This is a genomic window from Paenibacillus sp. NPDC058174 (assembly GCF_042883865.1).
GTDB lineage: Bacteria > Bacillota > Bacilli > Paenibacillales > Paenibacillaceae > Pristimantibacillus.
Window position 1 is genome coordinate 2,449,308 of record NZ_JBHVUY010000001.1, and the last position, 20,394, is coordinate 2,469,701.

Sequence of the window (20,394 nt, forward strand, 5' to 3'; positions counted from 1 at the left end):
GAGGAATGGCGGCATGCTGGACAGCAGCTTCAAAATCGCCGAGCTAGGCGACCGGGCGGATGCGCTTGAAGCGATTCGCAAGCTGGAGCAGAAGTTAACCGAACAGATCGGCTCCCCGATCTCTTTAATTGCCTACGAATCGGAGAACGATGAGCCTTAACGAAAAAAAGAAATAGCCTTCAAATCCGCTTACTGTTGCGGAATTGAAGGCTATTTCTTTTTGCAATGGGTTAGCGGTATTCATTTCTTGCCCAACGCTTCTACGCGAATATCCGCCTTAAGCAAAGCTTCGCGAATCTGTGAGGCAAATTGCACGGCATGCGGCCCGTCGCCATGCAGGCATATCGTGTCCGCCTGAACGGGGGCCTTTTCCCCGTCGACGGTTAAAGCATAGCCGTTCTTCACCATAGCAACCGCATGTTCAGCGGCCTGCTTCACATCCGCAATTAGAGCGCCAGGCTTGCTCCGGGCCATCAGGCTGCTGTCCCGTTCGTAACCGCGATCCGCGAACACCTCCGAAGCGACAGCCAGCCCTTCCCGCTGCGCTGCTTCCAGCAGCAGACTGCCGGACTGTCCGTATATCATAAGCGAATCCCCTGTCGCTGCAGCTGCCCTGACAATTGCTTCGGCAATGGCAGAATTGCTGTTCGCCATATGGTATAAGGCGCCATGCGGCTTGACATGCTGAAGCCTTCCTCCCGCCGCACGAACAAACGCAGAGAGAGCACCGATCTGATAAACGGTAAAATCATAGGCTTCCTCAGGCGTTACCGCCATTTCCCTTCTTCCGAAGCCAAGGCGGTCCGGCAATCCGGGATGGGCGCCAATTGCTGCTCCGGCTGCTAGTGACATCTCTACTGCCCGGCGCATCGTATGCGGATCGCCCGCATGAAAGCCGCAGGCAATGTTCACGCTGGTAATGTATTTCAGCAACTCAGCATCCTGGCCGAAACTGTATGCTCCATACCCTTCGCCAAAATCACAATTCAAATCGACAGACTTTCCATTCACTATCATCTTACTCCCCTCGCTTCTGGTTTCATGCGAGCGGCAGCCGGCTGCGAATGCTAGCCGCAAGCAGCTGCAACTCCCGCTCGACCTCCAGGTCCAGTTGCTGCGCTTCTTCAAGTGTAATGTGCTTGAAGGTTAGCCAATCGCCGGGGCGCGCTTGTGCCAGCAGCGGCATGTCGACGTTTGCGACATGCGCGATTTTCGGATAGCCGCCGGTCGTCTGGCAGTCGGCAGCCAGAACGATCGGCGCACCGCCCTGCGGCACCTGCACAGTGCCGGGCGTTACCCCGTGCGACAGCAGCTCCGCACGGGCTGTTCTCTCCAGCGGGGCGCCCTCCAGGCGGCACCCCATCCGGTTCGAGGCGGGAGCGACGCGATACCGCTCCCGGAAGAACAGCTCACGGGCAGCTTCGCTGAACTGCCCGTATTCACTGCCCGGCATCGCGCGCAGCACGATGCCGTCTTCACTGGCTCCGCCGCCGTATGCACTCGGCTGCGCAAACCAGCAGGCAGCCGCCCAATTCCGGCTGCCTGCCTTCTCCGCCAGTGCCGCTGCCCAAGCCGCGGCCCAGCTTGAAAGCTCCGCGCCGCCTTGCATCGGCACGCGATCGCCTGCGGCAAGGCGGCGGCCAACATTCGCCCGCCTTGCCTCCAAGCCCCCGGCCGCCGCTACATACGCGCGGCAGCCGCTGCTTGCATGACCGAAGCGGAGCACTGCCCCGCTTCGTATCCATATGGGCCGCCACATCGGCAGCTCCTCGCCATCTATCGTTGGCGACATGGGCGCTCCGCAGATGGCGATTAATTGGTCGGCGCCGAATACAAGCTCCGGTCCGGCTAACGTCAGCTCCAAACCCGCTGCAGAAGGCTCATTGCCCGTCAGCAGATTAGCCACCCGCAGCGCATACCGGTCCATCGCGCCTCCCGCTGGAATTCCGTAAGCACGAAGACCCGCTTCTCCCGTATGCTGTATGGCCGTCCACATGCCCGGACGCTCTATCGCCACAAAAGGCGCCGGTGCATCTTCATCCGGTCCGAGATGCTTCTCGGCAATCACACTATCTGTACCTTCATCCAGTCCGAGACGCTTCTCGACGATCACACTATCTGTACCTTCATCCAGTCCGAGATGCTTCTCGACAATCACATTACCGGCAGCTGCCGTCTCAACTTCCTCTTCCAGCCGGTCTACCGGCACAAAATGAACATGGTCACCAGCCTTCAGCAAGACGGGAGGCTCCCGATTAATATCATACAGCTTGACCGATGTCCGGCCGATCAACTGCCATCCGCCAGGCGTTGATTGCGGATAAATACCCGTCTGCCCGCCGGCAATGCCTACAGAACCGGCAGGCACAGCCGCCCTCGGCACTGCTTTCCTTGGCTGCGCCAGCTGCTCCGGCAGTCCGCTCAAATAAGGAAAACCGGGCATAAAACCGATCATCGCCACTGTATAGGGGGCGGCTGCATGATGTTCAATAAATTGTTGCGCCGATAAACCCGATCTTTCCGCAGCTTCCTCCAAATCCGGCCCATACTCGTCCCCATAGCGGACCGGGATTTGAATCGTTTGGAACGGCTGCTCACGATCCCAATCATCCTTGCCTGTCCGGCTGCCGATCAGATCACTCAGCAGCCATTCCGCCATACGGTAAGCCGTCTCCCCGTTCTGACGCTCCGCCACTGCAAGGAGCCGTAATGGATCATAAATAACCGTTAACGTGTCATAAGCCGGAACGGCATCGACGATCCATGTGGACGCTTCACGTTCCACTATCGCGGCAGCAGCAGCCATTGCACGCCATTCCTCCGTGCCTTTGTTTTGAGACAATCGCAGTACGATCGCACGGTCGCCTAACGGCATCAATTCAAACTGCATGGCCCACACCTCCGCGCTTCTTGTCTATTAACATTCTAAAAGAAACGAGCGGCCGCCGCTACTGCTGCCCGAACCACAAAAAAGCGATAACGCCGCTTAAAGGCATTACCGCACATGTAGTAATACTGGGAATCGTCCTAAGTAAGCCGGAAAGCTGCACCATTACTCAGCCGGGTTACAAGCCTGAACATGATCTAGCTATATAGTGAGGCACTACATAAACGCAGCTTGCCTTCCTGAGCTAAACAAGAATCAAAATGCAAAAGTGCAGGCTGATTGGCGTCAAAAGCTCCATATGAGCGTTCAAAATGTAAAAGTACATTTGGAATCACCCGAATTTACTCGATTTCGCCTATTTAGGCCAATCAAACTGCATATTTGCATTTTGATGCGACAAATCACCGAAATTCCGGCTTCCAACATGCAGATTTACATTTTGATCCGTTTTCGCCACAGTCTTGACGATTTTGCCATTTGGTACGTTCTCCATACAGCCTTGCCGATCTTACCGCTTGGTTCGTTCACATACAGCCTTGCCGATTTTGCCGTTTGGTTCGTTCACATACAGTCTTGCCGATCTTGCCGTTTGGTACGTTCTCCATACAGCCTTGCCGATCTTGCCATTTGGTTGGTTCACATACAGTCTTGACGATTTTTTGTCGTTTGGTTTGTTCACAGACAGCCTTGCCGATCTTGCCGTTCGTTTTGTTCTCCGTACAGCCTTGCTGCTTGGTTCGTCCTCCTTACTGTCTCAATAGTTTGGCGACATAAGGGCGTTATTCCTTCCCCTGTCCCCCCCGACCTCCGGACTCACCTTACTGCACGTAACGATTGATCGTCTCGACGAGCAAATCATTCAGCAGCTTCACTTCGTATTCGCCCGCAGCCGGCTCCAGATGCTCCCCGCCGATGCCGCTGTCATCCGTCAAAAACAAATAGGTGCCGCCCGTAGATACCGCCATAAACCGCATTAAATATTCCGTCTGCACATCGGTTCCGCTTGATACAACCGGGATGATTCGAATGCCTTGCGAAGCTGCTTCGCCAATAAGATCCTGCAGCTCATCTATAATTTGCGATTCATGATGCGGCGGAGCATCCAGCACGAGGAACATGAGGCGGGCTCTGGCCTCATCACTCCAGTCATGCTCCCGTACGGCGTCACGCAGCGCTTGCTCCACCGCCTCTGGGTAATCGCCGCCGCCCTTCGCTTTTTGCGAAGCAATTTGCCCGATCGCCTTATCGATATTGTTCGTGAACGGGTATGGCTTTACAACGTAATCATCATGAACGTCTCGGTAAAAATTCGTACTAATCCGAATCGCCAGCTGGTTGGCATGCTCCTGTCCTACCCGGCCCACCACATCCTTCAGCTCTGCCGCCAAATAATCAAGCTCATCCTGCATCGAGCCCGTCGAATCGATAACGAACATAATATCTAAGTTATTGGACTTTTCCGGCTCCCCGTCCAGACTAACCTTCAGCGAGCCTTGCTCGGACAATCGGATATTTTTCATTTTTTTGCTTAAGTTTCCATGACTGACCTCAACCTCGTATAGACCGCCGTTATTGGTGTAGCTGTCGACAGCCCTATTGCTGCCGGCAGCTTTTTTGTCCTCCATCCGTTTGCGGCTTTCAGTTCGTCTGCTATCGAACAGACCGGCAAATAAATAAGCTTTGCCTGCCGCATTCGTTTTGGCCGTCCATTCTGTCTGCTGCTGTCCCTTCAAACGAACGGTCGCATCAGCTACCGCCCGGCCGCTCGCGGTTACTTCGACTTCAAGGCGGTCGAACGAACGGAAACGCCAATAGTTGCGGTTCTCATCGCCTTCCCGGCTGTTCAACAAATTGCCGAACGGTCCCCATGCGGCAAGATCATCCCATTCCCCTGCTGTAAGCTGGCCGGCTTGCACCTGAACTTCATTCTGCTGTGTGCCGCGCCGTCTCTCGTTCTCAGCACGGTCCCTATCCGGCTTTGGCTCGGAAGCCGCCGCATCGTCAAAAGCCTCCTTACGCGTAGAAGATGATTCCTCGCCCTTATATGCCGTCGGCGAATCCGCTCCTTTATTCCGCCCAGCGGAATCCGAGGCGTTATTATCGCTGGAGCAGGCCGACATGAAAATAAGCATCGCGGCAAGCAGCGCAAAGCTGGCGGCCTTTCGATGCTTCCAAACCGTATAGATAGCAGAAATGAACATTTTTTTCTACCCCCTCTATCTTTTCCCATATTAACGAAGAAGGGCTGTCAATTGTTGCATTAAACAATTCCTCGCATTAAAATCGAATCAGGCATTGGAGGTTAGCGAAGATGGAAACCATTGATTTGGCAGCAATTACGATCGAATTTGAACAGCGTACAGAACAATTGGCCTTCACAAGCGCCGAACTCGTAATCGTATCCGATTACGGCTCCCGGCTCTGGTATGCGAATGTAGACGGAATTACCGACAGCGGGCTGCTCGGCTGGTTTGGCCAAAGCGAAAATATTCAAGTTTATTTACGGGCCACTGCCCGGGACGGACGTCGCTTTGAGGGCATCGCCTATTTGCATCCGAATGAGCAGCACCATGCTGCTGCGATACGCGGAGACGGCTTGCTGCAGGAAGGATAGCTTCACGAATAGTAAAACTAATAACCTGGAAGAAGGATGATGGACTGCATGGCAATTACAGCGAGATTAATTAGCAATGAAGAGGACCGGAACGCCGCGTTTCAAATCCGGAAGCAGGTTTTTGTCGATGAGCAAGGCGTAGATGCGGACAAAGAATACGATGAATTTGATGAAATCGGCTCGGCTGCCCGTCATCTATTAGTGCTGTTCGATGGACAACCTGCCGCTACAGGACGGGTAAGACCGGTAAATGGTATCGCCAAGCTGGAGCGGATCTGCGTGCTTGCCTCCCATCGGGGACATGGCCTTGGCAAAGCCATTACGGAAGCACTGGAAGCAGAAGCGAAAGAAATGGGGCTTACACAAGCGAAGCTGAACGGCCAGACGCATGCCGAAGCCTTTTATGCCGGACTGGGGTACGAGACCGTCTCGGATATTTTCATGGAGGAAGGCATTCCCCACGTTACGATGACCAAAACGTTAAAGTAGCAGCACGCAGTGAGCCCAGAAGCAATATGCCAAGCGGGTGAGCTCCGTCATACTACAGCAAAAAGCTCCTCCGCCTCTTGCAGCAGCAAGCGGGCGGAGGAGCTCTTTATTTTATAAGGGGATTACTTGCTGTGCGCAACCTCAGGTGTCGTCAAACGGTCGTAGAACTCTACGCATTTGTCTTTGTCTTCGGAATCACGCAGCGCCATAGCGGAACGAGGATGCTCGTCCAAAATGCCCGTAATCATGTACGGAATGATGTAGCCCCACTCTTCTTTCTCGCGAAGCGGAATCATGTATTTCTCGATCATGTCGAGAACAGGACGCACGTTATATTTCGGGTTTTTCAGATCAGCAACGAGCAGCTCCGTGTTGCAGTTGCCTGCTGCGCGGCCCATGCCGTATACAGATGCGTCAAGCAGTTCTACGCCGTTCTCCGCAGCGATCAGCGTGTTGGCGAAAGCAAGCTGCATGTTGTTGTGCGTATGCACGCCAAGGCGTTTGTTCGGCAGGTGCGTGCGGAATTTGTCCACCAGATAGCTGAAGTCGTTAGGCTTCAAGCTGCCGTAGGAGTCTACGATATAGACAACATCAACGACGCTTGCTGCAATCAGTTCGAAAGCTTCAAGCAGCTGGTTGTCCATTACGTTGGAAAGCGCCATAATGTTCAGCGTCGTTTCATAACCTCTGTCATGGAACACTTTAACCAATTCGAGCGCCTTGTCTACATCTTGAATGTAGCAAGCAACGCGAATAAGGTCCAGCAGGCTTTCGCTGCGCGGCAAAATGTCATTCTCGTCAACGCGGCCGATATCGACCAGTGCGGACAGCTTCGTGCTGCCTTTGTTCGGAATTACTTCCTTCAGGAAGTTGTCGTCCAGAAACCGCCAAGGGCCTGCCGATTCGGCACCCTTCAGCAGCTTAGGCGAGTTTTTGTAGCCGATTTCCATATAATCGACGCCTGCTTCATTCAACGAAGCGTACAAATGTTGAACGAACTCAACGCTGAAATCCCAATTGTTAACAAGTCCGCCGTCGCGAATCGTGCAATCTACAATCTTACAATGGCTAGTTTTCGAATTCATTCGCTTACTCCTTCTCGTTCTGGATCTCAATGGCTTTTAACACTCATCATACTTGAAAAAAAACAATAACGCAAAATAATTTTGTCGTTTTTTGGTCTCAATCCTGCCTGTTACTTCGATTCCAGCTGAGATCTGGCATCCGCTTGAAAGCGCTCGTGGAACCGCTGTACGGCTGCGATTTTGGTCTGCATGCCTTCCTTATTTTCATAAACCCGTCCCCCCGTTCCGGCAAGCACTGCAAGAAAACGCTTCACCGTTTCCGCCGTTACCGTATTCGGGTGGTCAACCTGCAGCTTCTCGTAGCTGGCTTTGGTTTCAGGCTTCAGCTTGTAAGTATCGTAATCGAATATAGGGGTATTATTCAGCCCGTAAATGTACATCGGCAAATAACTGTCCGTGTACAGCTGCTGTACCTCAGCCCGCTCCGGGGAATCGGGAAAGTCGAAGACGAAGGTTTCCGCCATTACGGCACGCTCCGCAAGGTCGTCCCATGAAATGACGAGTCCAGCGTCCTTGGCCGCCGGCTTGCTCGATTCTACCGCTTTCAACGCCACATATTGCTTCAATGCATCAGATAAATAAGCGCTGAACTTCTGCTGCATCGCATAATCGACAATCGGGAGAATCGTTCCTTCTACCTGTTCCAGCCGATAGCCGCCGGACAGCTTCGTCACGACAAGCTGTCTTACTGCTTTGTCTTCAAAGGAAGCCGCATTTGCTGCCGTAATCGGCTGTTCGCCGGCAAGCAAAATCTCCTGCACATTGGGCTGGAAAAACTGATCCTGCGTCCGGGGAAGATCGGTCTGATAGAACGCATTTAATTCGCGGATCATAATATCCGCGTTAGATTGTCCGGCTTTGCCCATATTCTCATTTAAAAAGGAGACGATATCCGCCGCTTCCTTGGCCTGCTTCACCGTAGTACGGAATTTGTTGAGCAGGTCATCCTGCCCCTCCCCTTCCTTCTTGGAAGCTGCTTCTTTGGCATTGCCGTCCTGCTGGAGCCGGCTATTCTCCTCTTTCTTCCCGCATGCCGCGGTTATTGCCATTATTAGAACTGCTATAGTGATCAAAGCTGCAAGCCGGTAAGTTAATCCGGCGCTTTGTCGTTTGCCCATCGTCCACCCAACCTTCCGTCTTCCTAGTGTATGCCAAGTTGAACATAACCATTAGACGAATTAGTCGTTAGGAAGTTTCGCTGCTAAATGGCCGAAACAATAAAAAAAACCGGGAAATCCCCGGTTTTTTATCACTTATTGGCTAAAATCCGCTCGAAATGGCCGGATTTAGCAATTTTTGTGGATAAATACTTCTCGTTGTATACGGTCGCCTCGCCCCAAAGCGGCAAACGGGAGCTGATGTTCATTCCCGCCTCACGCATGGCATCCACCTTGCGGGGATTGTTCGTAATGAGGGAAACAGGGGCTTCACGCAAAAGCTTCAGCACCGCGATAGCCTCCTCATAGTTACGGGAATCATCCGCGAAACCGAGTGCAACGTTGGCTTCTACCGTATCGAGCCCTTCCTCTTGAAGCAGGTAAGCCATTGCTTTGCTGAACAATCCGATGCCCCGGCCCTCATGATTCGCCAGATAGAACAGCGCCCCTGCGCCATGCTCCGTAATCATTCGCATCGACTGCTTCAATTGAAAGCCGCAATCGCAGCGCTGGCTGCCGAATATATCGCCGGTGTGGCAAATGCTATGCATCCGGATCAGCGCTTCAGGACTATGCTCGAAATCGCCATATACGAGCACACTGGACTGCTGCAAATCGGCATAATGGAAATCCTTCAAGCTGCCGATAAGCTCTTCAGCCGTTTCAGTGCTGCCGTTCTCGCGCTTCTCCTTGCGAAGCCAGCTGTACCATTGAAACACTTTAGTCTGACCGTCAAGCTCCACTGGCAGTTGAATCGGCCCCACTACATGCAAATCATAAGCGGGGTCTTCAATTGTTCGTATCTTATTTTTCAATACTGAAATGACGTCTTTTTTGTTCATTGATTGCACCTTCTTAGCCGTATAAAGTTTAGAATTGGAATGAAAGATAGCTTAACGTACCCATCTCGTAGCTTCTATGGATAATGGTCGGCGCAGTATCCGGTTGACCGGCGCCCAGCGCAATATAAAACGGTACAAAATGTTCGGCACGCGGAACGGCGGCTTTTGCATTCGGCGCAAGGCTCTCGTAATGAAATAAATCTTCGAGCGCATGCTGCTCCAGCTTTGCAATGAGCCAATCGTCAAATTGGACAGCCCAAGGCTCCGCTTCCTTCTGACCCCATCTAAGAGCCCGCAGGTTGTGCACAGTCACACCGCTGCCGATTAATAATATGTTGCGTCCGGCCAATTCGCGCAGCGCTTTGCCTATGCGATACTGTTCTTCTGCAGGTAAATATGGATTAACGGACACTTGCACGACGGGAATGTCGGCTTCCGGGAACATTTTAGACAAAATCGTCCACGATCCGTGATCCAGACCACGCTCTGTATCGAAACCGGAAGGTATGCCTTCCGTCTCCAATAATTGTCTCACAAGCTCTGCAATTTGGGTAGAGCCTTGCGCATTGTATTTCACTTGATACAATTCATCAGGAAAACCGTGAAAATCATAGATCGTATCATATATATCGTCTTTCGAGCTGATTGTTGTAACATCTGTTTCCCAATGCGCAGTAAATATTACGATCGCAGCAGGCTGCAGCTTAGCTCCAGCATCGCGCAGAAAAGCGGTATAATCATTGTCTTCTACAGCCAGCATCGGTGATCCGTGCGCTAAAAATAAAGGCGACATTGAAGCTCCCTCCCTTAATTCACTTACTAATAGTAACTAATTATATAATCGAAATTAAGTAACGTCAAGTTATGGACAATATTTAAGTTTGCTTGTATAAAATAGATATTAAAGATATAATAATGGGACTTAAACGAGGTGATTGAAATGGAGCAATCCGATCTTTGTCCACGGTTGCAGAAGGGAATGGACCTTATCGGCAAACGATGGATCGGCTTAATCATTTATCAGCTGTTATCCGGGCCTCAACGGTTCTGTACCGTCCAAGCCGCTCTTCCGATCAGCGGAAGGCTGCTGTCCGAACGTTTCAAGGATTTGGAGAATGAAGGCATCGTTGCGAGAATGGTCTACCCTGAAATTCCCGTCCGGATTGAATATTCCTTAACCGAGAAGGGGCTCGCTCTAGAGCCGATCGTCCGGGAAATTCAAAGATGGTCGCAGGACTGGATCGAAGAGCAGCCGGAGCATCATTGTCCTTAATAAGGCTTCAAGCCAACATATGCCAGAGCTTCCTGAATCGCTGCTTTTATTGTGGCGGCAATTCAGAAAGCTCTTTTTGTTATGCCTCTTTATGCAGCTGCCCTGCGGAATTCCAGCCCGATGCAGCAAATACCCAGCACTCTCTATCATTCCGGCACATACATATATCCTATCAATATCTGCTAGTGATAGATGCTAGACAGATGAAGGTTGAATGAAAGGAGTCCGTATCCATGCTTATCATCTTTTCAATCATTTCCCTAGCAGGCTTAGCCTTATATTTCTTGCTAAAGCCGTCCGCCGCACTGATGAATCCGGCAGAGCAGCCTGTCGCCAAACCGCCAGTTCAGTCCGCTATCTACTACGACAGAGAGAGATTCGAGGCCCATCAGCCTTCGGCCGTCGGCGAATAAAACTTCCGGATATTCAGACAGTCAGATCGAAATTGAGGTGATCCTTATTTGTTGCTATCCGCTACTGTCCTGTTGACCCTGTTTGCTTTTATTTTTACGATTGTCCTTATTTTATGGCGGCCAAGAGGACTGAATGAAGCGATACCCGCTACATTCGGCGCAATCGTTGTCCTGGCCGGCGGCGCCGTGACCTGGCCCGATCTTCTGCAAATTACGGAGACGATCAGCGGTGCAGCCATTACGATAATGGCAACCATTGTAATGGCTATCGTCCTGGAGAGCTTCGGCTTCTTCGTATGGGCCGCAGAAGGACTTGCTATGCGGGCTCGCGGCTCAGGCATCCGGTTATTCTGGTACGTCAACCTTATCTGCTTTCTCATGACCCTCTTCTTTAATAATGACGGCAGCATCCTGATTACAACACCGATACTTCTCATTATGCTCCAGCACCTGGGACTTAAAAATCATCAAAAAATCCCCTATTTGCTGTCGGGTGCATTAGTCGCCACTGCATCCAGCGCACCTATCGGCGTCAGCAATATCGTCAATCTCATCGCACTCAAAATCGTTCATATGGATTTGTACATGCATACGATGATGATGTTTGTCCCAGCCACAATCGGCTTGCTGTTTCTCGTTACGCTGCTCTTTCTTTGCTTCTATCGCCAGCTGCCAAGGCAAATTCCCCGCACTGTATCGATACGGGGCAGCCATCCTTTAAGCAGATCGCTCCAATCGGAACCTGACCCGCGTTACACAACCCGATTCATGCAATCCATACTCCTATTCGTATTTGCCGTCCGGTTAAGCTTATTCGGAGCATCCTATGTGCATATTCCAATCGAGTGGGTCGCTGTTCTAGGCTCGCTGCTGCTGCTTGGCTGGCGCTGGGTTTATTTGAAAATGCCGCCGAAAGATATTTTGGCAAAAATCCCTTGGCATATTCTTATTTTTGCATTCGGCATGTACGTCATCATTTACGGCTTGAATAATATCGGGCTTACCGAGAAGCTTGTTTCTGTCTTTGAGCCGCTCGTGTCAGGTGATTTGATGAGCGCAAGCCTGATGATGGGCGGACTTCTATCCGCAATGTCTACCTTGTTCAACAACCACCCGGCATTAATGGTCGGAACGCTCACACTAACGCAGATGGGACTAGATCCCCTTACGCTGAAAATCTCCTACTTGGCCAGCGTCATCGGCAGTGATATCGGTTCGCTGCTGCTTCCAATCGGCACGCTTGCATCCCTCATCTGGATGCACATCCTCAAGCAGTATAAGGTGAAAATCGGATGGAAGGATTATGTGAAGGTAACCGCCCTCGTCATCCCGCCTACGCTAGTATTTACGCTCGTTCTGCTGGCCCTATGGGTATCCTGGCTGTATCCGGCGCATTAGCGCAACGAATTGAGAAAAGAGAGTGCCTAAGAGGCTATTCAAAAATTATAGCGCCGAACACATTAATTGCCCCGCCATCATGAAGAAGCCTGCGTTCAATTCGTGACGCAGGCTTCTTCCCTAATATTTTCGCAATTAATCAGCCAAGCCGTTCGCCAAATCCTCAATCAGATCCTCACTGTCCTCTATGCCGGCAGAAATACGAATCAGACCGTCAGAGATGCCGAGCGCCTCCCGCCGTTCCTTCGGAATGGATGCATGCGTCATCCGGGCGGGAATCGAGATCAGGCTTTCCACAGCGCCAAGACTTTCAGCAAGTGTAAAATAGCGCAGCTTGCGAATGACGTCAGCCGCCTTCTTCCCGCTTCCGACGTCAAATGCGATCATTCCGCCGAAGCCGCGGGCTTGCCGCCTCGCAAGCTCATGCTGGGGATGGCTTTCCAGACCCGGATAATGAATCGCCCTGACAGCCGGATGAGCGGACAGCATAGCTGCAAGCTCCTTCGCATTCCGCTCATGAGCCTCCATTCGCAAGCCTAACGTCTTCATCCCTCGCAGCAGCAGCCAAGAGTCTTGAGGACCAAGCACGCCGCCTGTCGCATTTTGAATAAAATGAAGTCGTTCACCCAGCCCGCTATCATTAACAACAGCGAGTCCGGCGACCACATCGCTATGCCCGCCCAAATATTTGGTTGCCGAATGGACGACGATATCCGCGCCAAGCGGAATCGGATTTTGCCAGTAAGGCGTGCTGAACGTATTATCGACAATCAGCAGAAGCCCGCGGGCTTTCGCCCACGCGGCCACGGCAGCGATATCCGTTAATTTGAGCAGCGGATTGGTCGGTGTCTCCAGCAGCAGCGCCTTGGTATGAGGCCGAACCGCCTCCTCCAGCGCATTCAGATTTGCGGTATCGACGAAGCTCGCTTCGATGCCAAGCCGATTGGTTACTTTGGTCGCAATCCGGTACGTACCGCCATATACATCATCGTTCACCAGCAGATGATCGCCGCTGCTGAGCAGCATCAGCACCGCCGTAATCGCCGCCATCCCCGATGCAAAGGCGAACCCTCTCTCGCCATCCTCCAAATCACGGATCAGCGCCTCCAGCGCATGGCGGGTCGGATTGCCGGTTCGGGAATATTCGTAGCCTTTATGCACGCCGATCTCTTCCTGCTCGTACGTGCTCGTTTGATAGATAGGAACGCTGACTGCGCCGGTATGAGGATCGCCAAAGATGCCGCCGTGAATTAGCTCTGTCCGCTTTCTCATTCCGATCCTCCTTCATATATTTTTTTACTCAAATAACGGTCGCTGCCATCCGGGAATATCGTGACAATCCGGCTGCCAGGCTTCGCACTCTCCGCCTCCAGCAGAGCGGCTTGCATCGCAGCGCCGGAAGAGCTGCCCACAAGCAGCCCCTCCAGCAGAGCAAGCTCCTTTACCCGCAGAAAGGCATCCTCGTCCGAAATGGTGCGTACCTCGTCGAAATACGACGTATCCATGAAAGGCCCCAGCTTCTCGACGCCGATGCCTTCGGTTTTATGAGGGCCCGGCTTGCCGCCGCCAAGTATTGATCCTTCCGGCTCAACAATGACTGTTCGAATCTGCGGGTCTTGATCCTTGAAATACACGGCCGAGCCCATAAAGGTGCCGCCGGAACCGGCCCCAGCCACGAAGATATCCAATTGTCCGTTCAAATCCCGCCAAATCTCCGGGGCCAGCGTCTCATAGTACGTTGACGGATTTGCCGGATTGGAGAACTGAGCCGGCGAGTAACCGCCAGGGATTTCTGCGGTTAACTGCTCTGCTTTCCGGATCGCGCCAAGTATGCCTTGTTCCGTAGGCGTGTTGACGACAACAGCTCCCAGCGCCTTCATCAGCTGCTGCTTCTCGGTGCTGAATTTCTCGGGTACGACGAAAATAACAGAGACGCCCCGGCCGATTGCCGCCAGCGCCAGGCCGATGCCTGTATTGCCCGCTGTCGGCTCAATAACCGTCCCGCCCGGTTTAAGGCTGCCGTTATGAAAAGCTTGCTCCAGCAGCTGCAGGCCAAGACGATCCTTAACGCTGCCGCCAGGATTCAGAAACTCCAGCTTGGCGAACAGCCTTACATTATTAGGCAGCGGATAGCGGGTAAGCTCGAGGAGCGGCGTGTTGCCGACGATTTGCTGGACATTGCGGTAGTATGCCATTGGACAGCTCCTCCATTAACCGTTTTTCGTCGCGTCGATCAGCCACACATAGCGGTTAAGCCTATTGAAGGTTACGCTGAAGCCATTGCGCTCCAGCATCGCTTGCAGCGCCTCAATCGTCGTATAGTATTCCGTCTGCAGATCGTAGAGCAGGTTGTTATAGCCGGCCTCCCGGGCTGATGCATGAATAAGCTCACGTTCACCAGCATCGCGGTAGACGGTGTCTGCAAATACGATTTTTCCGCCGCTGCTCAGAAGCTTGCCATAAAGCGAAATCGCCGCTTCCTTTTCCTCATCGGTCAGATGGTGAAACGCATACGTGCTGACAATTGAATCAACAGGCTCGCTGATGGATGGAAATTGAATAAAATCCCCGTCCAGCAGCGTAAAGGCAAGGCCCCGCTTGGCGATTTGGCTGCGCATGCCGGATGACGGCTCCACTCCGTACACTACCCTGCCGAGTGCAATTAGCTTTTCCGTTAAATTGCCGGTTCCGACGCCGAATTCGACGACTGTTCCATGACTGCGGGAAGCAACCGTCTGCAAAATATGATCATAATGCTCAAATACCTCGCGATACTGCTCGTCATGCCCCGCCACCGTCTGATCGTAATCTTCCGACCAATTATCGAATAACTCGATAAACTCTCTGCCCATCGGCCATCCGAGCTCCTTTCGGGTTCGTTTTCGCAAGCTCGGCTCGCTCAGTCCGCTTCGCCGCGATATGCAATCGGGATGCTTGCATTATCGTATGCCGGGTAATACGCCTTGGTGAGACCAAGCCGAACGGGCTTTATGGGCAGTTGTACCGTGCTTTCTCCGGTGTTTTCCTTCTATAGATAGAGACCGCCTTCTTCTAGCGGGATCAGCCTTTCACATTCGATGCCGCCGACTTGCCGCCAAGCCTCTCCGCCAACTGTAAATTCAGCTTTAGAACATTGACTCGAAGCTCTCCGAATAGCCCCAGCGAGCGCCCCTCTGTATTGGCTTCCACCAGCAGCTTCAATTCGGCTTCATCCAAGCCGGTCAGCTTGCTGATTCGCGGAATTTGCACGGCTGCCGATTGCGGTGTAATATGCGGATCGAGTCCCGATCCTGAATTGGTGATTAGCGCAATCGGCAATTGTTCGACGGGAACATCGGGATTATCCGTCTTCCATTGTGAAATAGAAGCTTTCGTCCGGTCCAGCAGAGCCGGATTCGATGGCGCGTAGTTGTTCGAGCCTGAACCAGCCGCATTATAATCAATGCTTGAGACTCTGCCTTGAAAATATTTCGGATCCTTAAACGGCTGGCCGATTAAGGCAGATCCGACAATTTGCCCGTTTCCATCCCTCACCAGACTGCCGCCAGCCTCCTCAGGAAAGAGCAGCTGGGCTGCTCCTGTACTGACAAGCGGATAAATCATTCCGCATAATACGATAAATACGAGGCTTGACCGCAAAGCCTGCCACATGATAGAACCGCCAGACTTTGATTCATTATTAGCAGCTGCTGGCAATGCATCGGTACGCATATAACAATCATCCTTTCTATTTTTACGTTACACCCAGATATGCACGACAAGGTCAATCAGTTTAATGCCGATAAATGGCGCGATCATACCGCCCAGTCCGTAGATGAGCAAATTGCGGCCCAGTAGGCGGGAGCCGCTCATCGGCTTATAGGCGACACCTTTCATCGCCAACGGAATCAGAAGCGGTATAATGATTGCGTTGAAAATCAACGCCGACAATATAGCCGAATACGGCGAGCCCAGCTTCATCACGTTCAACGCGTTCATTTGCGGAATAACAATCATGAACATCGCCGGAATGATTGCGAAGTATTTCGCAATATCGTTAGCGATGCTAAAGGTCGTCAATGCGCCTCGCGTCATCAGCAGTTGTTTGCCGATGGCGACCACCTCAATGATCTTGGACGGATCGGAATCCAGATCCACCATATTGGCCGCCTCTTTAGCAGCAGCCGTGCCGCTGTTCATGGCAATGCCAACATCTGCCTGAGCCAGCGCCGGCGCATCATTCGTGCCGTCGCCGGTCATCGCAACCAGCTTGCCCTCCGCTTGCTCCCTGCGGATCACCTTGATTTTATCCTCCGGCGTACTTTCAGCAATAAAGCCGTCTACCCCGGCTTCCCGGGCGATAGTCGCAGCCGTAAGCGGATTGTCACCGGTACACATAATCGTCTTGATCCCCATGCGCCGCAGTTGTTCGAATCTGTCCCTCATTCCGGGCTTGACGGTATCCTTCAAATAAATAAGCCCAACGATCTCTTTATCTACAGCAACAGCGAGCGGTGTACCTCCGGCTGATGCGATGGCTTCGACTTTTCGGGATAAATCTTCGGGAACCGTTCCGCCTTGCGACAGCACCCAGCCGCGCACGGCATCCACTGCGCCTTTGCGCACCTGCCGCCCGTCCGGCAAGTCGATGCCGCTCATCCTTGTCTCCGCCCGGAACGGAATAAACTCGCCTTTCTCCGCCCCAAGCGTATCGAATGAAAACCCGTTGCGTTTCATATAGTCGAGTACAGAACGTCCCTCCGGCGTTTCGTCCTTCCATGAGCTAATAGCGGCCCATTGGAACAGCTCCTCGCTGTTCACCTGACTGCCTGCCGTCACGAACTCGCTGGCCATCCGATTGCCGAAGGTGATCGTTCCTGTCTTATCCAAAATCATTGTATTGATATCGCCGGCTGTTTCCACCGCTTTCCCCGACATGGCCAGTACATTGTACTGCGCGACCCGGTCCATTCCGGCTATTCCGATTGCTGACAACAGGCCGCCAATCGTTGTCGGAATGAGACAGACGAGCAACGCAATCAGCACCGGCACTTCAAGCTCGATGCCGACGAAGCTGGCAATCGGCTCCAGCGTAACGACGACGATTAGAAAAATAAGCGTCAGGCTGGTCAGGAGCGTGCCAAGCGCAATTTCATTTGGCGTTTTTTGCCGTTTGGCTCCTTCCACCAGCAAAATCATCCGATCGATAAACGATTCCCCAGGCTCGCTGATCACTCTGATTTTGATCCAGTCGCTAACAACCCGCGTCCCTCCCGTTACCGAACTGAAATCGCCGCCCGCCTCTTTAATAACGGGTGCCGATTCGCCTGTAATCGCTGATTCATCCACGGAAGCGGTGCCCTCGACCACTTCCCCGTCGCAAGGAATCATCTCGCCTTGCGACGCGATGACCAAGTCGCCCCTGTGCAGCTCCGTGGATTTTATGACGTGAATGCCGCTGCCCTCGGCCAGCTTATTTGCCATCACTTGCTGCTTCGTCTTCTTGAGGGAGTCAGCTTGCGCTTTACCCCGGCCTTCCGCCAAAGCTTCCGCAAAATTCGCAAATAAAACGGTAAACAGCAAAATTAAAAATACGGTCAAATTAAAGCCTATACGATCTCTGGAATGGAAGTAGTCCGGAAATACTGTCATTAGCAAGACGATAACGGTGCAAATCTCTACGACGAACATGACCGGATTTTTCAGCATCGTAACCGGATTGAGTTTAAGCAAGCTTTCCTTCAAAGCACGCTGAACGGCATCTGCCGTCAGTAATCGTTTCTGTCGGTTATTCGTCATCATTGTATCCACCTCATCCGTTAACGGATTGTTAAATACTCGGCAATGGGTCCAAGTGCGACCGCCGGCATAAAAGTTAAAGCGCCAATTAACAATACCGTGCCGACCAGCAAGCCTGTGAACAAGGCATTGTCGGTCCGAAATGTCCCAAGCGTATCCGGTACAGGCTTCTTGCGCAGCAGTGATCCCGCCACAGCCAGCATCGCGATAATCGAAATATAGCGGCCAAGCAGCATGACCAGCCCCGTACTTATATTCCAGAACGTTGTATTATCGCTAAGGCCTTCGAAGCCTGAGCCGTTGTTTGCCGCCGAAGATGCGTATTCATACAGCACCTGGCTAATTCCATGAAAGCCCGGATTCGTAATGCCTGCCTGGCCGGCGCCAGTCATTAGAGCAAGCGCCGTCGGAGCCAATATGACGAAAGGATGGGCCAGTATGGCGACGGCAATCAGCTTCACTTCTCTGGGCTCGATTTTCCTCCCCAAAAACTCCGGTGTCCGTCCCACCATCAAGCCGCATAGGAAAACCGCAAGAATGGCGTACATCAGCATATTGATTAACCCCACGCCCTTGCCGCCAAAAATGACATTGAGCATCATTTCCGCCATCGGAACGAGGCCTCCAATTGGCGTCAGCGTATCATGCATGTTGTTGACCGATCCGGTCGTTGCGGCTGTTGTTACAGCTGTAAACAAGGCCGACCCTGCAATGCCAAACCGGACCTCCTTGCCTTCCATACTGCCCTGAGACGCATCGATGCCAAGACTGTTAAAGATGGGATTGCCGGCTTTCTCTGCGGTGTAGACTGTCGTTAAACAAATGAGAAACAGCACCATCATCGCCGAGAAAATGACCCAGCCTTGCTTTTTGCTCCTGGCAAATCGGCCAAACGTATAAGGCAGCGCGGCCGGCAATGCCCACATGGACAAAATCTCGATCACGTTAGTCAGCGGATTCGGATTCTCGAACGGATGCGCCGAGTTGACGCCGAAAAACCCGCCGCCATTTGTACCCAAATGCTTGATTGATTCCAGCGAGGCGACCGGCCCGATCGCGATCTGCTGAGACGCTCCCTCCAGCGTCTTAACGGTCAGCGTCGGCTCAAGCGTCTGCGGAACTTGCAGCGCAACCAGCACCAGCGTAATAACGAAGGATGCCGGCAGCAAAATACGCGTATGCGCTTTGACGAAATCCTCGAAAAAATGTCCGATCGTTCTGCCTCTGCTCGTTAATCCGCGAATGAACGCAATCGCGACTGAAAAGCCGGTTGCCGCCGATGTAAACATCATCATCATGATGACAGCCATTTGCGAAAAGTAAGAAAGCGCGCTTTCGCCGCTGTAATGCTGCAGATTCGTATTGGTTATAAAACTGATTACCGTATTAAATGTTAACGTGGGCTCCATTCCGTCCATCCCGTTAGGATTAAACGGAAGCAGCCGCTGAAGCCGCAGCAGCAAGTAGCCTGCCGCCGTCAGAGCCGCGTTGGTCACGATAAAACTGAACGCATACTTTTTCCAGCTCATGCCGTCCCGGTTTTTCAGCCCGATCAGCTTATAAAGCAGCCGTTCAAACGGCCCAAACAGCTTATCCGTCCAATTGGCTTCATTCGAAAATACGTGATATACATAAGTGCCTAGCGGTTTGACTAATGCGATAAGAATCACGACCACGACCGCTATTTGAACAATTTCCATCGATATGGCCTCCTAGGCTAAAACTTCTCGGGATTCAACAAAGCATAAACAAGGTACAGGAACATCAGCAGAGTAACAATGGCAATAAGAATCACCTTCCCTCTCCTCCTTTGCCGTCGACCGTTCCAGCGCACCAAGCCAGAAAACCTGCCAGCATAGCGAACACGCCCAGCAGCAGTACAACCATATAGAAATCCATCATGAATATAGCCTCCTGTCCTATAAGTCTGGCGCTTGTTCCGCAAAAGAAAGCAAAAAACCGACCTCTTCCCCTTGCGTGTAAACAATCCCATCCGCTCCAAGCGCTTTATAGATCGCCTTCGGATGCCAGTGAGTCGTAATTACGCAAATATGGGCACTGGCCCAATGGGACCTGCAATATCTTAAATAGCGGCAGCTTAGCGGAAGACTGCTTTCGAAAATATATACTTTTGCAATCGGCAGCTCCGGGATACTCCACGCTCTGGCGGTTGTTCGAACCCTCAGAACCTTGACTAGAGATGTATCTACGACCTCCGTTATACGTTTTGCCTCCAGCTTGCTGTTGGTCAACACGATGAAAGGAAGCTGACGGTAGAGCAGCTGACGAATAAAATTAACGCTAATTTCGTTAAAACCGGCTACCGCGATCGTTTCCATTTTCTAAAAATGCCTCCTGTTTATGAAATCGCAAGGAAAAAAGGCAACAAAAAAGAAGCCGGCAGGGAGCAGAGGTGCTCACCCGCGGCTTCTTAAGAACATCGCTTGGACAGCGCAAA

At 52.2% G+C, this 20,394-nt stretch carries 22 protein-coding genes; 6 read left to right on the forward strand and 16 right to left on the reverse strand.

What is annotated here, in order from left to right; all coding sequences use genetic code 11:
* Positions 1-13 precede the first annotated feature (13 nt).
* Positions 14-160, forward strand: coding sequence for a hypothetical protein (locus ACFVVF_RS10860; RefSeq protein WP_387808277.1), 147 nt, complete (start codon positions 14-16; stop codon positions 158-160).
* Positions 161-240: 80 nt separating this feature from the next.
* On the opposite strand, the gene ACFVVF_RS10865 is transcribed toward ACFVVF_RS10860, so the two are convergent.
* The 4 genes from ACFVVF_RS10865 to ACFVVF_RS10880 all read right to left on the reverse strand — a co-directional run bounded on the left by ACFVVF_RS10865 (position 241) and on the right by ACFVVF_RS10880 (position 5,088).
* The gene (locus ACFVVF_RS10865; protein ID WP_387808279.1) at positions 241-1,017 is read right to left on the reverse strand and encodes a LamB/YcsF family protein; all 777 of its coding nucleotides are present in this window, start codon (positions 1,015-1,017) and stop codon (positions 241-243) included.
* 22 nt (positions 1,018-1,039) lie between these two features.
* Positions 1,040-2,890, reverse strand: coding sequence for a 5-oxoprolinase subunit PxpB (gene pxpB, locus ACFVVF_RS10870; protein WP_387808282.1), 1,851 nt, complete (start codon positions 2,888-2,890; stop codon positions 1,040-1,042).
* Between the two features lie 505 nt (positions 2,891-3,395).
* Positions 3,396-3,566, reverse strand: coding sequence for a hypothetical protein (locus ACFVVF_RS10875; RefSeq protein WP_387808285.1), 171 nt, complete (start codon positions 3,564-3,566; stop codon positions 3,396-3,398).
* Between the two features lie 139 nt (positions 3,567-3,705).
* Positions 3,706-5,088, reverse strand: a complete 1,383-nt coding sequence (locus ACFVVF_RS10880; protein WP_387808288.1) for a VWA domain-containing protein — start codon at positions 5,086-5,088, stop codon at positions 3,706-3,708.
* Positions 5,089-5,198: 110 nt separating this feature from the next.
* On the opposite strand from ACFVVF_RS10880, the gene ACFVVF_RS10885 reads away from it, so the two are divergent.
* Together ACFVVF_RS10885 and ACFVVF_RS10890 are read left to right on the forward strand one after the other, a co-directional pair.
* Positions 5,199-5,501 carry a hypothetical protein gene (locus ACFVVF_RS10885; RefSeq protein WP_387808291.1) on the forward strand — a complete coding sequence of 101 codons (303 nt, stop codon included), beginning with the start codon at positions 5,199-5,201 and terminating at the stop codon, positions 5,499-5,501.
* Positions 5,502-5,555: 54 nt separating this feature from the next.
* Positions 5,556-5,990, forward strand: a complete 435-nt coding sequence (locus ACFVVF_RS10890) for a GNAT family N-acetyltransferase (RefSeq protein ID WP_387809018.1) — start codon at positions 5,556-5,558, stop codon at positions 5,988-5,990.
* A 122-nt stretch (positions 5,991-6,112) separates the two neighbouring features.
* On the opposite strand, the gene ACFVVF_RS10895 is transcribed toward ACFVVF_RS10890, so the two are convergent.
* From ACFVVF_RS10895 to ACFVVF_RS10910, 4 genes are all read right to left on the reverse strand, one after another.
* Positions 6,113-7,075 (reverse strand): aldolase catalytic domain-containing protein, encoded by a 963-nt coding sequence (locus ACFVVF_RS10895; protein WP_387808294.1) that lies wholly within the window; start codon positions 7,073-7,075, stop codon positions 6,113-6,115.
* Between the two features lie 110 nt (positions 7,076-7,185).
* Positions 7,186-8,193: a hypothetical protein gene (locus ACFVVF_RS10900; protein WP_387808297.1), complete on the reverse strand. Its 1,008-nt coding sequence runs from the start codon at positions 8,191-8,193 to the stop codon at positions 7,186-7,188.
* Positions 8,194-8,324: 131 nt separating this feature from the next.
* Complete coding sequence (locus tag ACFVVF_RS10905) at positions 8,325-9,074, reverse strand: GTP cyclohydrolase II (protein ID WP_387808300.1); 750 nt, start codon at positions 9,072-9,074, stop codon at positions 8,325-8,327.
* Positions 9,075-9,102: 28 nt separating this feature from the next.
* A complete protein-coding gene (locus tag ACFVVF_RS10910) occupies positions 9,103-9,867 on the reverse strand; it encodes a dioxygenase family protein (RefSeq protein WP_387808303.1) in 765 nt (254 codons plus the stop codon).
* Positions 9,868-10,014: 147 nt separating this feature from the next.
* Between ACFVVF_RS10910 and ACFVVF_RS10915 the strand changes: the two genes are divergently transcribed.
* The 3 genes from ACFVVF_RS10915 (at position 10,015) to ACFVVF_RS10925 (ending at position 12,158) form a co-directional block, all read left to right on the forward strand.
* On the forward strand, positions 10,015-10,347 hold the full coding sequence (locus ACFVVF_RS10915; protein WP_387808306.1) for a winged helix-turn-helix transcriptional regulator: 333 nt from the start codon (positions 10,015-10,017) through the stop codon (positions 10,345-10,347).
* A 233-nt stretch (positions 10,348-10,580) separates the two neighbouring features.
* The gene (locus ACFVVF_RS10920; protein ID WP_387808308.1) at positions 10,581-10,760 is read left to right on the forward strand and encodes a hypothetical protein; all 180 of its coding nucleotides are present in this window, start codon (positions 10,581-10,583) and stop codon (positions 10,758-10,760) included.
* Between the two features lie 51 nt (positions 10,761-10,811).
* Positions 10,812-12,158: an arsenic transporter gene (locus ACFVVF_RS10925; protein WP_387809021.1), complete on the forward strand. Its 1,347-nt coding sequence runs from the start codon at positions 10,812-10,814 to the stop codon at positions 12,156-12,158.
* 135 nt (positions 12,159-12,293) lie between these two features.
* On the opposite strand, the gene ACFVVF_RS10930 is transcribed toward ACFVVF_RS10925, so the two are convergent.
* From ACFVVF_RS10930 to ACFVVF_RS10965, 8 genes are all read right to left on the reverse strand, one after another.
* Positions 12,294-13,430, reverse strand: coding sequence for a bifunctional cystathionine gamma-lyase/homocysteine desulfhydrase (locus ACFVVF_RS10930; RefSeq protein ID WP_387808311.1), 1,137 nt, complete (start codon positions 13,428-13,430; stop codon positions 12,294-12,296).
* Positions 13,427-14,353, reverse strand: coding sequence for a PLP-dependent cysteine synthase family protein (locus tag ACFVVF_RS10935; protein WP_387808314.1), 927 nt, complete (start codon positions 14,351-14,353; stop codon positions 13,427-13,429). The genes ACFVVF_RS10930 and ACFVVF_RS10935 overlap by 4 nt, the downstream gene beginning before the upstream one ends.
* A gap of 15 nt (positions 14,354-14,368) precedes the next feature.
* Complete coding sequence (locus ACFVVF_RS10940) at positions 14,369-15,010, reverse strand: class I SAM-dependent DNA methyltransferase (RefSeq protein ID WP_387808317.1); 642 nt, start codon at positions 15,008-15,010, stop codon at positions 14,369-14,371.
* Positions 15,011-15,218: 208 nt separating this feature from the next.
* Positions 15,219-15,869 carry a potassium-transporting ATPase subunit KdpC gene (gene kdpC, locus ACFVVF_RS10945; RefSeq protein WP_387808320.1) on the reverse strand — a complete coding sequence of 217 codons (651 nt, stop codon included), beginning with the start codon at positions 15,867-15,869 and terminating at the stop codon, positions 15,219-15,221.
* A gap of 27 nt (positions 15,870-15,896) precedes the next feature.
* Positions 15,897-17,936, reverse strand: coding sequence for a potassium-transporting ATPase subunit KdpB (gene kdpB, locus ACFVVF_RS10950; protein ID WP_387809024.1), 2,040 nt, complete (start codon positions 17,934-17,936; stop codon positions 15,897-15,899).
* Between the two features lie 20 nt (positions 17,937-17,956).
* Positions 17,957-19,636, reverse strand: a complete 1,680-nt coding sequence (kdpA, locus tag ACFVVF_RS10955; RefSeq protein ID WP_387808322.1) for a potassium-transporting ATPase subunit KdpA — start codon at positions 19,634-19,636, stop codon at positions 17,957-17,959.
* A 17-nt stretch (positions 19,637-19,653) separates the two neighbouring features.
* Positions 19,654-19,770 carry a K(+)-transporting ATPase subunit F gene (gene kdpF, locus ACFVVF_RS10960; RefSeq protein ID WP_387809027.1) on the reverse strand — a complete coding sequence of 39 codons (117 nt, stop codon included), beginning with the start codon at positions 19,768-19,770 and terminating at the stop codon, positions 19,654-19,656.
* Between the two features lie 85 nt (positions 19,771-19,855).
* Positions 19,856-20,275, reverse strand: coding sequence for a hypothetical protein (locus ACFVVF_RS10965; protein WP_387808325.1), 420 nt, complete (start codon positions 20,273-20,275; stop codon positions 19,856-19,858).
* Positions 20,276-20,394 lie beyond the last annotated feature (119 nt).